Annotated in this window: 12 protein-coding genes; 6 read left to right on the top strand and 6 right to left on the bottom strand. The window is 36.8% G+C overall.

Features of this window, described 5'->3' with window-relative positions; all coding sequences use genetic code 11:
• Positions 1–61: 61 nt before the first annotated feature.
• Positions 62–868 carry an ADP-ribosylglycohydrolase family protein gene (locus tag WJM97_RS06995; RefSeq protein ID WP_353932321.1) on the bottom strand — a complete coding sequence of 269 codons (807 nt, stop codon included), beginning with the start codon at positions 866–868 and terminating at the stop codon, positions 62–64.
• 398 nt (positions 869–1,266) lie between these two features.
• Between WJM97_RS06995 and WJM97_RS06990 the strand changes: the two genes are divergently transcribed.
• The 3 genes from WJM97_RS06990 to WJM97_RS06980 all read left to right on the top strand — a co-directional run bounded on the left by WJM97_RS06990 (position 1,267) and on the right by WJM97_RS06980 (position 4,734).
• Positions 1,267–2,349, top strand: coding sequence for a class I fructose-bisphosphate aldolase (locus WJM97_RS06990; protein WP_353932320.1), 1,083 nt, complete (start codon positions 1,267–1,269; stop codon positions 2,347–2,349).
• A 255-nt stretch (positions 2,350–2,604) separates the two neighbouring features.
• Positions 2,605–4,218, top strand: a complete 1,614-nt coding sequence (locus tag WJM97_RS06985) for a hypothetical protein (RefSeq protein ID WP_353932319.1) — start codon at positions 2,605–2,607, stop codon at positions 4,216–4,218.
• Between the two features lie 216 nt (positions 4,219–4,434).
• Complete coding sequence (locus WJM97_RS06980) at positions 4,435–4,734, top strand: RNA-binding protein (protein WP_353932318.1); 300 nt, start codon at positions 4,435–4,437, stop codon at positions 4,732–4,734.
• A 72-nt stretch (positions 4,735–4,806) separates the two neighbouring features.
• On the opposite strand, the gene WJM97_RS06975 is transcribed toward WJM97_RS06980, so the two are convergent.
• Positions 4,807–5,208 (bottom strand): hypothetical protein, encoded by a 402-nt coding sequence (locus WJM97_RS06975; RefSeq protein WP_353933122.1) that lies wholly within the window; start codon positions 5,206–5,208, stop codon positions 4,807–4,809.
• 672 nt (positions 5,209–5,880) lie between these two features.
• Between WJM97_RS06975 and WJM97_RS06970 the strand changes: the two genes are divergently transcribed.
• Positions 5,881–6,723, top strand: coding sequence for a tetratricopeptide repeat protein (locus WJM97_RS06970; RefSeq protein ID WP_353932317.1), 843 nt, complete (start codon positions 5,881–5,883; stop codon positions 6,721–6,723).
• Between the two features lie 26 nt (positions 6,724–6,749).
• Here the strand turns inward: WJM97_RS06970 and WJM97_RS06965 are convergent, their stop codons facing one another.
• Both WJM97_RS06965 and WJM97_RS06960 read right to left on the bottom strand, forming a co-directional pair.
• Positions 6,750–8,408: a sodium:solute symporter family protein gene (locus tag WJM97_RS06965; RefSeq protein WP_353932316.1), complete on the bottom strand. Its 1,659-nt coding sequence runs from the start codon at positions 8,406–8,408 to the stop codon at positions 6,750–6,752.
• A gap of 9 nt (positions 8,409–8,417) precedes the next feature.
• On the bottom strand, positions 8,418–8,672 hold the full coding sequence (locus WJM97_RS06960; protein WP_353932315.1) for a sodium/substrate symporter small subunit: 255 nt from the start codon (positions 8,670–8,672) through the stop codon (positions 8,418–8,420).
• A gap of 226 nt (positions 8,673–8,898) precedes the next feature.
• Here WJM97_RS06960 and WJM97_RS06955 point away from each other — a divergent pair, with 226 nt between their 5' ends.
• Both WJM97_RS06955 and dprA read left to right on the top strand, forming a co-directional pair.
• Entirely contained in the window at positions 8,899–9,558 is a 660-nt protein-coding gene (locus WJM97_RS06955; protein WP_353932314.1) for a DUF2301 domain-containing membrane protein, read from the top strand.
• Positions 9,559–9,602: 44 nt separating this feature from the next.
• A complete protein-coding gene (gene dprA / locus WJM97_RS06950) occupies positions 9,603–10,748 on the top strand; it encodes a DNA-processing protein DprA (protein ID WP_353932313.1) in 1,146 nt (381 codons plus the stop codon).
• Positions 10,749–10,845: 97 nt separating this feature from the next.
• On the opposite strand, the gene WJM97_RS06945 is transcribed toward dprA, so the two are convergent.
• Both WJM97_RS06945 and WJM97_RS06940 read right to left on the bottom strand, forming a co-directional pair.
• Positions 10,846–12,342 (bottom strand): serine hydrolase, encoded by a 1,497-nt coding sequence (locus WJM97_RS06945; RefSeq protein ID WP_353932312.1) that lies wholly within the window; start codon positions 12,340–12,342, stop codon positions 10,846–10,848.
• Positions 12,343–12,704: 362 nt separating this feature from the next.
• Positions 12,705–13,436 (bottom strand): RNA methyltransferase, encoded by a 732-nt coding sequence (locus WJM97_RS06940; protein WP_353932311.1) that lies wholly within the window; start codon positions 13,434–13,436, stop codon positions 12,705–12,707.
• Positions 13,437–13,458: the final 22 nt, after the last annotated feature.

Raw genomic sequence — 13,458 nt, 5'->3', positions numbered from 1 at the left:
ATTTAATTGGCACGTTTTCAAGATAATTTCTAGATGCTTTACCTGGAATGAATTGTTAAGTTTAGGCATAATATTGAGTCATGAACTTATCAGTGAGAGTCCAAAGATGATCGTCTAATTTTGTAAATACCCACTCAGCAATATATTCGGGAACACCACCATAAAATGGTTCAGCTATAGCACCTGCAATACAGGCAATGGTATCACTATCTCCACCTAAAGAAATAGCATTCCGAATGGCATCTTCAAAATCAGTTGATTCTAGAAATGCCATAATAGCCTGGGGAACAGAACCTGGACAGGAAAAATCTAATTTGTAAGTAGGTCGAATTTGTTCTAAAGTTGGCTCTAGGTTGTAACTAAAAGTTTTCTGGATGTATGATTTGATAGTATTTTTATCATAACCTGTACGGGCTAAAAAAATAGCAGCGGCTGTTGCTTGTGCGCCTTTAATTCCTTCTGGATGATTGTGAGTAACTTCTGCACTACGTTTAGCTTCTTCTAAGACGATACTGAGATTGTCAAAAGCAGACGCGACTGGACTGACTCTCATCGCTGCACCATTACTAGCACTTTTGTATGGTTCTATACTACTAGAGGTTGCCCATGCTATAAAATCGGCATCATACCCAACAGAAGAATATTCACTATAGTAGGATTTGAATTGTTGAATATATTGGAATTGATCGATATATTTTGTTTGATCCGGGAATTCATCTGCGTTGAGAATGACTTCTGCTACTGCGAGGGTGAGTAGTGTATCATCTGTAAAATGACATCTATCGTCAAATAAGGGAAATTCCTTAGTTTTTATATTATTAAACTCGTAAATTGAGCCAATAATATCACCTGTGATCGCTCCTAACATAACTTCTCCACCCTCTCATATTTAAGTTTTTTTGATGCTCTGGGACTTGAGCCGATGCACCTGTAAATTATCCACAGTAAACATGGTTAATATAGCGACTTGTAGCAGTCAATAATACCATAGTTTATGTAATTTATGTAATTTGTACCAAACTTTCACTAAAATGGTGAAAAATTTAACCAGCTAAAGTGACAGGATAAGAGATTAATGATTTTTTGGGGTTGTGAGATGATGGTAATAAAAATGATTACTAATCAATTATTACTTCTGGAGATATATGTCTATGGGTGGTAGGCAGAACCACAATTAAAAATATTTAAATAGTAATAGTATCTAGGCTCAAATTTTATTTGGGTTTTGTACATTTCTTAATCAGTAAAAAATTCTTACCAAACACCATGACTGCAACTTTATTAAAAACCAGTTCTCTAGAATCTTTGCTAGGTAAAGATGCGGAAGATTTACTGACATACAAAGCTAAAGTATCTGCAAATTTGCTACATTTACCAGGGGCAGATTTTATTGATCGAGTATGGATAAATAGCGATCGCTCTCCGCGTGTAATCAGAAATTTACAACAAATCTATTCTACGGGTAGATTAGCTAACACTGGCTATCTTTCTATTTTGCCAGTTGATCAAGGTGTAGAACATTCCGCTGGTGCATCTTTTGCCACAAATCCGATGTATTTTGACCCAGAAAATATTGTCAAATTAGCAATAGAATCTGGTTGTAATGCTGTGGCGACAACGTTAGGAGTTTTAGGTAGTGTTTCCCGCAAATATGCCCACAAAATCCCCTTAATTGTCAAACTAAATCATAATCAATTATTGACCTATCCCAACTATTTTGATCAGGTGATGTTTGCCGATGTTTGGCAAGCTTGGCATTTGGGTGCAACTGCGGTAGGTGCAACTATTTATTTTGGTTCACCGGCGGCTGATAGACAAATTCAAGAAGTAAGTCAAGCCTTTAAACACGCCCATGAATTAGGTATGGCTACGGTACTTTGGTGTTATTTAAGAAATAGCAATTTTCAGCAAGATCAAGATTATCATTTAGCGGCAGATTTAACTGGACAAGCTAATCATTTAGGGGTGACAATTGAGGCAGATATTATTAAACAGAAGTTACCAAAATGTAATCATGGATATCCAGCCATGAGCAAAATTGCAGAAAATGGTTATGGTAAAACCGATGAGCGAGTTTACAGTGAATTAACAACTCAACACCCCATAGATTTAACCCGTTATCAAGTTTTAAATTGTTATGCTGGTAGAGTAGGATTAATTAATTCTGGTGGTGCTGCTGGTGATAATGATTTTGCAGAAGCGGTGCGAACTGCGGTAATTAATAAACGTGCTGGTGGTAGTGGTTTAATTTCAGGCAGGAAGACTTTTCAGCGTCCTTTTGAAGAAGGTGTAAAATTATTTCATGCTATTCAAGATGTGTATTTATCATCTGATGTGACGGTAGCATAAGTGATATAAGTCAAAACCTAATCCTAAATATCCAAAAGAAGATTATGAAGATTTTGTTGTCAGAATGATAAATTTGAAAAAATCAGTTATCGAATCAATAATAAAATCGGATAAATTTTTCAGATAATAAAAAATAAGTTTTCATGTATGTTTTTGCAATCAATATCATACCCTATAAATTTAAACTTATCTTAACAAGATAAATTAGCCATCATGATAAACTGTTACAGTTTACACTGATAGTCTCATAAAACAATGCTAAACAGAAACACCAGTTTTCTAGTAGGTAACACCAGAGGAGATAATGTCCTCCGCTTCGATGCTGCTACAGGTAACTATTTAGGTGAGTTTATTACCCCTGGAATGGGTGGACTAGATGACCCTGACACCTTACTATTTGGACCCGATGGAAACGGTGACGGTAAAAGCGACCTGTATATAGCTAGTGGTTCAGGAACAGGAATTCCTTTTGTGCTAAGATTTGATGGTCAAACTGGGGAATTTATTGATGTATTTGTGGGAGATGATGCAAATACAGATGAGGATGAAACCGGGGGTTTAATTCGTCCTTATGGTATAGCTTTTGGACCCGATGGAAATTTTTACGTTTCTAGTTTTTTGAGTGATCAAATTCTCAGATATAACGGTGAAACAGGAGAATTTATTGATGTTTTTGCTCAAGGAAATAGTTTACCAGGAGGTTTAAATGGACCGAATGGTTTACTTTTTATTAATGAAGATTTATATGTTACCACCCAAGGTAGTGTAGCTACAGTTAATCCTGATACTGGAGAGGCTGCCGCTGATTTTAGCGCAGGTTTACCCAGTCAAATATTACGGTATGACTCGCTAATAGCAGAAAGTACACCCACAGTTTTTGCAACTCCTGAACCTTCACCAGATAGTTTTGGGTTTGTAAGTTTGCTGGGTTTAGCTATTGGTAAAGATAATGACTTATATGTAAGTGATTTTGCTAATGATATTCGTCGCTATGACTTAGCAACAGCAGAATTAGTAGATACTATTTCTACAAATTATACAACTGATACACCACCCAGTAATAATTTCATAGGTAGTTTAGCTTTTGCACCTAATGGTGATTTATTAACTGTTGGTTTTGATGTCGTTACTGAAGAAGGTGCGGTTCTCAGATATGAGACAGAGGATAGTTCACCTGTTAATCCATTTGAAGTATTAGTTCCTACAGATCCAATTTTAGAACGTACCGTGGGAATAACGTTTTTCCCCACGGAAAGTAAGTTAGTTTTGGGAACTCCGGGAAATGATGAATTAGTTGCTGGTCTTGATTTAGAAGCCGTTGCCGATAAAATATTTACTGGTGCTGGTGATGATGAAGTTGATTTAGCTATTAAGAACTATGCTAGTGATAACCGAGCATTTTTAGGTAGTGGTAATGACATTATATATGTCAATGATAGCGATCGCGTTTTTGGTGGTTCAGGTAATGACACTTTAGATGCTACCGATGCAAAAGGTGGTAGTCGGATGTCAGGTGGTAATGGAAATGATACCTTTTACCTGGGTAGTAATGACCGGGCTTTAGGTGGCGATGGTGATGATACATTCATTGTTCAAACTGGTGGTGGTAATTTAATTGCTGGTGGTGCGGGTGCTGACGAGTTCCAAATAGTCACCGTGGAATTACCAAATGCAGCTAATACAATTTTAGATTTTCAGATGGGTATTGATGTAATTAGTATCGCTGGTGCTGCGGGACTTGGTATTTCTGAGGAAACTTTGGTTTTAAATCAAGTTGGAGGAAATACAGAAATTAGATTTGCAGATACAACCCTAGCCATTCTCAATGGTGTAACTGGTTTAGATGTGAATATGATTAGTCTAAACTAAATTAAGCGAACCAACGGAATTAATTGTTAACATAACTTTATGTAACAGTTTTAGTAACTTTTGTTCGGAAATTTGATTTTTGTGCCATCATGTGAGGTGAGAAGTAATTCGGCGACGGCGTTTGTTTTTAACATTGATAGGTTTTTCCCTTTTTGTATTTACAGACTTTTCTCCGAAATCTAAATCTCTACACTCTTACGATTTTGGAGAAAATCTATGTCAATTTATGTAGGCAACCTCTCTTATGAAGTTACCCAAGATACTCTAACTGCTGTTTTTGCAGAATACGGTACTGTAAAGCGCGTTCAACTACCTACTGACCGTGAAACAGGAAGACTGCGTGGTTTTGGTTTTGTGGAAATGAGTACAGATGATGAAGAAACATCCGCTATTGAGGCACTTGATGGTGCTGAGTGGATGGGACGGGACTTGAAAGTCAACAAGGCTAAACCCAGAGAAGAAAGAAGTGGTGGTGGTGGTAATCGTGGTGGTGGTTTTAATCGTAACCGCTACTAATCTATAAATCCAAGCTTATTTTGAGATCCCCAGCTTTTTCAGGAAGTTGGGGATCTTTGTATTGAGTTCTGATTATGGTTCTTCTGAAACCTGGACAATTAATTTACCTATTTTGTCACCATCAAAAAGTTTGAGAATTGCTGTGGGTGAATTTTCCAAACCTGTAACAATTTCCTGGTGATATTTAATTTTTCTCTCTTGTATCCACGCACTAATATCTTTAAAAGCAAGATCAAATTTCTGCACATAATCAGTGATAATAAAACCCTGTAATAACACTCGCTGCATCAAAATCTGACTAAAATTATAAGGGCCGGTTACGGGTTCTTGAGCATTATAAGTATAAATCAAACCACATAAAGGAATACGTGCATTTAAGTTAACTTGTGTTAAAACAGCATCGAGAACTTTACCACCCACATTTTCAAAATAGATATCAATTCCTTGGGGACAGGATGCAGCTAAAGCGGGAATTAAATCAGTGGTTTTATAATTAATAGCAGCATCAAAACCAAGTTCTTCTGTTAAAAAGAATTAGGTGAAAATTTGGAATTATTAAATGTGGATATTGAAACCACTCAGGTTGTTAGACTGATTGCTAAAAGTCAAGATGATGATGATTAAATAAGCAATTTTTTCTATTTCATTTTTATAATTGTAGCGGGCAAGATGCCCGCACTACAGAATTTACAGCATATTTAATTCTTATGAGGTACAAATCATAATAATGAAACTCTTGTGGGGTGGGCATCTTGCCCGCCAATAGTGTACCTCATTACACCGGAAAGTGCTGTATGTATAGGAGAATTATAAAAATTATCTGATAGATGAAAATAAAGAAGTCAGATTTAAAAATATTGGTAATTTTGCATTTTATAAAAATGTATTTTATGAACATCTGATGATTAAAAAAATGAAGGTGTTGATACATTAGATTTTTAATAACCTAGATAAAATCATAGAAATATTTACGTTAGACATAGAAGCTATGATCACAGGGTGTTGATTTTATTAAACCTGATGCTGGAACTTATAAGGTGAAATAAGTAAAGGTGAATGTTTCAGCAATTAGACAGGTTTGTATTTGACTAAATGTTGATTTTTACCATCATTTACTGTGAGTATAGAAGTAATTTATTATAACCCATGAAAAAGCAGTTATTGACACACCAAAAACAGTTGTTAGGCAGAATAATTCCCGTAGTTGTAATTGCTAGTTTCACTGGAATTTTAACAGTTGGTTGCAATCGCAGTCAGGATGTTTTAGTTACAGAAGTAGGGGTCAGTCCTCCTAATAGAATTACACCTAGAACATCCAAGGCTGGTGAATTTTATATTCAAGGACAAAATCAACACGCTAAGGGTAATTCTCAGGCTGCTATTGCTGCTTATAGTCGTTCAATTAGTCTTAATTCTGAGTATGCACCGGCGTTTAAAAGTCGGGGTTTAGCTTATTTTGATACGGGTAATAAACAGGGAGCGATCGCAGATTATAATCAAGCTTTACGTCTCAATGCTAATGATGCGGAAACTTATAATAATCGGGGTAATGCTTTTGCATCTTTGGGAGATCAACAGGCTGCAATCACAGATTATAATGAGGCTATTCGTTTAGCACCAAGTTATGCGGAAGCGTATAATAATCGCGGAAATGCTCGTTCAGCCCAAGGCGATAAAAACGGGGCGTTAGAGGATTATACTGAGGCGATTAGAATAGATCAAAATTATTCTGTAGCCTATAATAATCGGGGAAATGCTTATTCTGCCCAAGGAGATCAACAAAAGGCGATCGCCGATTATAATCAAGCTATTCGTCTAAATCCAAACTTTGGCCCTGCTTTTAATAACCGAGGAAATGCCTTTGCTGCTGCGGGAGATAAACGCAGTGCGTTACAAGATTTACAAAAGGCAGCAGCTATTTTTGATCGGGAAGGCAATAAAGAATTGTATCAACAAGTTATGAAGAATATTGAGGAACTGGGTAATTAGGTAATTCTTAATTACCCGATTACCTATTAAGATTCTTCTAAATTAGGAGTGCGTAAATCTTCAACTAAAGCTTGAATTTTCGCCGATGGGGGAGGAGTTAAACGGGAAACTGTCAGGGTGAAAATAAAATTAATAATCATCCCTAAAGTACCGATACCTTCAGCGGAAACACCAAAAAACCAAGGTGTCATTCCCATAAATTTGACACCGATAATGTAGAAACTTGTGAAGATTAAACCTGATAACATTCCCGCAATTGCACCTTGGGAATTTGTGCGTTTATCAAAAATTCCTAATACTATGACTGGGAAAAAACTAGCGGCGGCTAAACCAAAGGCAAAAGCTACCACCTGAGATACAAAACCGGGGGGGTTTACACCAAAATAACCAGCGATAACTAAGCCAAATCCAATAACAACTCTTCCTACAAATACGCGTTTTTCTTCTGAAGCCGTTTCATCAAAAATGCGATAATAAAGGTCATGGGCTACAGAACTGGATATTACCAATAATAAACCGGAAGCTGTTGATAATGCGGCGGCTAAACCTCCCGCAGCAACCAAAGCTACTACCCAAGGTGCAAGTTTAGCAACTTCTGGAGTGGAAAGAACAATAATATCTTTGTCAATGTCAATTTCATTCGTATCTTTATTTGGAGTTAACTGCAATTTACCATCATTATTTTTATCTTCAAAAACCAGAAGTTTAGTTTTTTCCCATTTATTTGCCCAGTCTAATTGTCTAACTTCTTCAATTGTACGATTGTGGAGAGAATCAATTAAATTATAACGGGCAAACATGGAAACAGCAGGAGCAGTAGTGTAAAGAATGGCGATAAATAATAATGCCCAACCTGCGGAAAATCGCGCTGCCCGGACATTTTTTACAGTGTAAAAACGGACAATTACATGGGGTAAACCAGCAGTTCCTACCATCAAGGCAATGGTGATGAATAGGACATCCAACATGGTTTTGTTAGCAAAAGGTTTAGTATATTCGGCAAATCCTAAATCTGTTTGAATTAGGTTTAATTTATCTGCGACATCACTAAAGGTAAATGCTAATTGAGGGAAAGGATTGCCGGTGAGAATAAAAGCAATGGCAATGGCAGGAATTAGATAAGCTAAAATTAAAATACAATATTGGGCAGCTTGTGTCCAAGTAATGCCTTTCATCCCTCCCAAGATGGCAAAAAAGCCGACAATAATAATACCAATCCCTACACCAGTATTAATATCAACTTGTAAAAATCGGCTAAATACAATTCCTACACCGCGCATTTGCCCAGCAACGTAAGTTAAAGAAACGAAAATAGCTGCAATTACTGCTACTACACGAGCTATATTTGATTCATAGCGATCTCCTACAAAATCGGGAACTGTATATTTACCAAACTTCCGCAAATATGGGGCTAATAATAAAGCCAATAAAACATAGCCACCAGTCCATCCCATCAAATAAATTGAACCATCATAACCCAAGGTAGAAATTAACCCAGCCATGGAAATAAACGAAGCCGCAGACATCCAATCTGCTGCGGTTGCTGCACCATTAGCAATGGAAGGAATACCCTGGCCAGCAACAAAAAAATCCTTTGTATCCTTTACCCGTGATTGCCAACCAATGTAGATATAAAGTGCAAAAGAAAGCCCTACTATTAAAATTGTCCAAAGTTCAACTGACACAGTTTATCCTCACTTTTTATTATTATATTTTTGGTCTAATTTATCCATTTGGAAAGCATAGATAAAAATTAAAACCACAAACACTAAAATTGATCCTTGTTGCGCCATCCAAAAACCAAAAGGAACACCAAAAAACTGGATTTTATTTAATGTTTCTACCAACAAAATACTAAAAACTAGGGAGACTAAAGCCCAAACAATTAACAGATTTCTGATTAAAGCTGTATTAGCACGCCAATAAGCAAGGCGTTGTTGTTCATCCATTTTTCTGCTCCGGGGTAAACTATAGATAATATCAATCAGTCGTTATTATCTAACCTGACTCTATAGTTTTTTATGTTAAGTTTTTTTAAACCTATTTATTTTAGTGATATTAATACTACTAATAAACCAGGTATAACAACACTGGTTAAGAGAATACCCTGTTTTGTATGCATATATTTATGATTGTTGTATAATATTGATGCAAGTCTATTATCTATTCTTGAATATGACTACACAAACAATACCGGCACCAGAAGTATATCAAGGTCAGTTTGGCGAATTTACCATTACTAAAGATGATCGCACAGGTGTAATTATCTACCGCACAAGTTTAATTATAGCCGCAATTAGCTTTGCCATTGGTAGTAATTTAGCTTTATTTTATGGAGATAACCCCTTAGCAATTCAAGCAATTACCCCTCTTTATACCTGTTTTAGTTTAGCTTTAGGAGTGAGTTTATTCACAATTCACATCTACATGAAAATCCTCCACCAAATCCTCCAACTTTTCTGGATAATTGGTAGTATTTCCGCTTTTATATTTGGACATTTTGACAGTCAACCCTTTGCAATTACCATCTATAACCAACCCCTAACAATATTTGGTATTGGTTTTACCTTTGCAGCATTAACAGGGATTTTCTTTAAAGAAGGTTTTTGTTTTAATCGCTTAGAAACTAAAATTTTAACACCTTTAGTTCCCCTACTTTTATTAGGACATTTAGCAGGAATTTTATCACTGCAAGCAGAACAAGTATTATTAGGAATTTGGGTAATTGCTTTTTTAGTGTTTGCATTACGGAAGACTGTCCAGAATATTCCCGCAGATATTGGTGATAAATCTGTGTTTGATTATTTGGAAAATCAAAGATTGGTACAAGGATAGAAAGCTCACGCAAAGACGCAAAGACGCAAAGGTTTATTTTTTCAATGTCTACAGTAGAAGATCGCAAATACTGGTTATCATGGTCGCAAATTTCAGGAATTGGTCCGATATTACTACAAAGATTACACCAGCATTTTGATAATTTAGAAACAGCTTGGAAAGCTAGTCCTGCGGAATTACGCAAAGTTGAAGGTTTTGGTTTTCAAACTTTAGAAAAGGTAGTACAACAAAGAAGTAAAATAAACCCAGAACAACTACTTGTTCAACATCAACAAATAAACTCACATTTTTGGACACCAGCAGATTCAGAATACCCACAATTATTAAAAGAAATTCCTACACCTCCCCCAATTTTATATTATCGGGGTGAAGTTGACTTACAGGAAAATTCAGGACAAAAACCCTTAGTAGGAATTGTGGGAACTCGTAAACCAACAGAATATGGGATTAAATGGACTCGTCAAATTAGCACTGCTTTAGCAAAAAATGGTTTTACTGTTGTTTCCGGAATGGCCGATGGAATAGATGCAGAAAGTCATACAGCAGCAATGGAAGCAGGAGGTAGAACTATAGCAGTTGTGGGAACAGGTGTAGATGTAATTTATCCCCATAAAAATAAAGATTTATATCAAAAAATTTTAAAATCTGGCATTGTAATTAGTGAATATCCTGCTAAAACTGCACCAAACCGCACCCATTTTCCTCGTCGAAATCGGATTATTGCTGGTTTAAGTCGCGCAATATTAGTCATGGAAGCGGGAACAAAATCAGGTGCTTTAATTACTGCAACCTATGCAAATGAATTTTGTCGGGATGTTTACGCTTTACCCGGAAGAGTTGATGATGAACCATCACAAGGATGTTTAAAATTAATTAGTCAAGGTGCAGGTTTAATTAATCAACAATTAAGTGAATTATTAATTATGTTGGGTGCAATTCCCCAAATAGATGTAGATACTCCAATCGTTAAATCAGTAGTAAAATCTGATCCAGTCCCGCAACCAATTCAACCTAATTTAGAACCAGAATTACAACAGGTAATAAATACTTTAGCTGTTGATGCTTTACCCTTTGATTTTATTGTCCAAAAAACGGGTATGGATGCTGGTTTAGTTTCTAGTTCTTTATTACAGTTAGAATTAATGGGTTTAGTGTCCCAACTCCCTGGAATGAGATATCAGCGGGTATAGGTGACAGGTGACAGGGAACAGGTGACAGGGAAGCGGTTTGATATTCTGTAACTTGTGCGTAAGTCCTAGAGTATTTATTAATTACGAATTACGAATTTTATTGTGGCCGATAGTATTGAGGAGTAACAGGAGTTTGATTAGTACCTATGGGGAGATTTTGCACCAAACCATTTGGTGCTGTGGGGTTCATGACTTGAGGTTGAATAAAAGGTTGAACAGGTGGTTGCAAATTATTTGTTGGTTGACTATTTGTAGGAATACGAGGTGTGACAGCGGTTTGACTAAAGAATTGATAAGCTAATTTAGAAATAGAACTAATTAAAGTTGCTGCTGCGGGATCATTATGGGGACGTTGTACCATGACAGCAGCTATATAACGCTTACCTGTGGGGATATCAACTAAACCTGCATCTGCTAACATTGTGCCAATATCACCAGTTTTGTGGTATGCACGGCCACCTTCTCCTAAACCAGAAGGAAGAAGATTATCTCTCTCTGTACGACGCATAATATCTAACATTAAATCACGCGATCGCATACTCACTAAATTACCTTGATTTACCTTAGCAATTAATTCTCCTAACTCTTTGGGGGATGTGGTGTTTGTACCTTGTAAATCTGGTAAAGGGTTACGAATGGCTGTGTTTATTAATCCCCAACTGCGAAAACGGGTATTCAAAACTTCCTGGCCTCCCAGTCGCTGAATCAGCATATTTGTGGCGGTATTATCACTGATGGTAATCATTTTTGTTGCCACATCTAAGGCTGTGTATTGACTACCTACTTGTTGAGTGCGTAAATTTCCTGAACCCCCTGCCACCATGTCTTGTTCCATAGTCAGCATTTCATCCAGGCGAATTTTACCTGCGTCTACATCCTGGAAGAAAGCAATGAGAATGGGGATTTTAATGGTACTAGCGGCCGGAAAAATAGTGTTACTATTAACATCTACATAAGCTCCTGTATCTAAATCTACCATAAACACCCCTGGGATTAAAGTAGGGTTAGATGTGGCTAAATTTTGAATAGATGTTTTTAACTGTAAAATTTCTTGGGATAGATACAAGCTACCTGGGTTGACGGAACTATTAGCATTAGATTGGCTTATATTAGTCTGAGATGGGGAGGTACTTGTGATGCGACTAGCAGGATCTAAGATTGACAACAGCGTACCCACAATTGCACCTAGTCCAACTCCGACAATTAACATCCTCAGAATATACAATACAGTTCTGGCCATTGGCTTTAACCGTGTTTTCCGGGATGCTTTCCTATTGGTTTTTAAGATTCCCTGTTTGGGAACACGTACGGTTCTTATCCCTGTACCGGGTTTTGATACTGCTGTCCTGGCTTTAGGAATAGGTTTAACTGCTTTGGGTACAACTACTTGAGAATATGATTTTTGTTTGCCAGAGGGGACGGTGGCAGGATTATTACTCAGCTTTGTTAGAGCTACGTTGTCGGGTTTTTTCGCGCTCTGTTGCTGTCTCTGAACGGGTTTTTGTCTTTCCTTGGGAACTTGACGCATCCGGCGACGAAGCTGTACAGGTTGCTGCTTTGAGACAGCTATTAGTTTGTCACTTGATTCTGACACTGCTACTCCTTGTGACCAACTCGACTGTGTTTTTTGTAAGTGTTTAAACTGAAAATTAACTATCAAATCTTAACTATATTATTAATCTTGATGCTTGGTTTTGTTGAACTTTGTTAAATCTATAGATAGTTTTTTTTAAACTCAAATAGGATTCATATACAGCATATTGCAGGTAAATGATTAGTAAATCACAAAGCCTTGTACTTCAAGCGTTCTACCGCTGAAAGCTGTTATAAGCAAGTATTCTAACACGACAGATCAAGAAAAGATGTCCGTAAATTCTTTGTGTTTATGATTTTTATTACTAACCGTGAGGAATTTATGACATAAAAAAGCAACAAAGTCAATTCACAAACAGGATCTTATTTTTGATGATGATTTTCTATTGCCCATTGTACTTGTTTTAAAATCCCTCTGAGCATTCCCACTTCTCCAGTTTTTAGGTGAGCGCGATTATACAAATGGCGGAACTTTTCCATGCGACTTGCTGCTGTGTGGGGATAAAGATAACCTATGGATAATAAAAGAGATTCTAATTCTTGATAATAAGGTTCAATCATATCTAAGGAAGCGGTTTCTGATGTTTGTATATCTTGATTTATGAAATTTTCCGCTATTTGTGATAATTCGTAACAACAAATTGATACGGCTGTGGCTAAATTTAAAGATGAATATTGGGGGTTTGTGGGGATAAATACTAATTTTTGGGCATAGTTGATTTCTTGATTTGTTAATCCTCGATCTTCTCTACCAAATATTAAGGCTACGGGTTTTTCTGGTTCTGCTAATAACCAGGGAAATACTTGACGAGGATTTTCTACAGGTAGTTCTCCATCATAGTCACGGCCAATGGTAGCAATGGCGCGGACGCATCCCTGTAATGCTTGTGGTAATGTATCTACTATCACGGCAGATGCTAATATTTTTTTAGCGCGAACGGCCATGTTTAAGGCTTCAGTAGATGAGCGATCGCATTGAGGATTCACTAATACTAAATCAGATAAGCCAAAGTTTTTCATAACTCTAGCAATAGAGCCTAAATTTAATGGTCCTGCTGGTTCGACTAAGATAATTCTGATGCCAGCTAAACCCATGTTTTTACTCCTGATGATTTAG

Source organism: Okeanomitos corallinicola TIOX110, from assembly GCF_038050375.1.
In the GTDB taxonomy this organism is placed as follows: domain Bacteria; phylum Cyanobacteriota; class Cyanobacteriia; order Cyanobacteriales; family Nostocaceae; genus Okeanomitos; species Okeanomitos corallinicola.
The sequence above is the reverse complement of the archived record's forward strand: the minus strand, read 5'-3'. Positions and strand labels throughout refer to the sequence as shown.